1 protein-coding gene is annotated in these 1,072 nt (G+C 47.2%); it reads right to left on the bottom strand.

The genetic code is table 11. From position 1 onward, the window contains the following. Window positions 1–842: IS110 family transposase (locus tag EXT46_RS18680; RefSeq protein ID WP_130149075.1), on the bottom strand; the 842-nt coding region annotated here is incomplete at its 3' end. Window positions 843–1,072: the final 230 nt, after the last annotated feature.

Below are 1,072 nucleotides of genomic sequence, written 5' to 3'. Positions count from 1 at the left end.
GCAATCAGGCGCTGATATGTGGTTTTAAACACCGGATTACACTGCATCGCAGACATCATTGCCATGTACAGCACAGTCCTCACCTGGGGTCTGCCGCCCTGGATGGTTCTGAGGCCCTTATAGCGACCGCTTTCCCGATTCATGGGTGCAACACCGACCAGAGATGCGGCCTGTTTGTTGTTAATGTAACCGAGTTCAGGCAGGTTACTTATGATGGACGCAGCAGCGATTTTACCTATGCCGGGCATGCTCTGTAAAATGTCGCTTTTTGCCTGATAGTCAGGACAGCTTGTGATCAGCGCGGCAATTTTATTTTCTATTTTTTCAATCTGATTTTTAAACGCTGTCAGGATAGGTTTGATGGTCATCGCCAGATATTTAGGCATGATGTTCAGGCGGTTCTTTTCCATCGTTTGCATGGTCAGTAGTTGGTTTCGCCGTGTCACCAAGTCACTCATAGCCTGCATGGTCTCTGGCTTGAGTGCTGACAAATTGGGTTGAATGGCTTCGCCGTAATGGGCAATCAACTTGGCATCGAGCTTGTCGGTTTTAGCGCGTTGGCCGATGGCACCGGCAAAGCGTTTTACATGAATCGGGTTGGCGACAACGAAGGGTAAATCAGCCTTCGCGCAGGCAACTATGAAGTTGAACTCAAGTCGTCCTGTGGCCTCAATCACGATACGAACAGGGTTAAATTTCTTCAGTTTGATGATGGCCTCGCGGATCCCTTTACCGTCATTTGAAACGGTAAAATAGATATCCAGCGGGCGAATATAGATGTCGAGTTGGGATTTACCAGTATCGACACCGACGTTTATGTTTTGATCCGTTTTAGTATTCATAATAAGCTAACTCTTGCTTGCACAATGCGGGCTCGAGACCCAGTAGACTATTCGAGTGTGGTGCTTGGAGTCCTATGCGGCGTTCGTTCTTGTTATCGGTCTCTCAACTGAGGAGCCAGCGCTCAATCGAACTGCCGCATGGAAAGCTTAAGTTGCAGCTTAAGCCTGGGTCTCACATTACCCTAAACTGGTTTAAAATAATAAAAATATGGAGTTATTATCCATACAAG

It is taken from the genome of Pseudoalteromonas sp. CO325X, from assembly GCF_004208955.1.
GTDB lineage: Bacteria > Pseudomonadota > Gammaproteobacteria > Enterobacterales > Alteromonadaceae > Pseudoalteromonas > Pseudoalteromonas ruthenica.
Note: the sequence above shows the minus strand (reverse complement) of the source record. Positions and strands in the feature narration are given on the sequence as shown.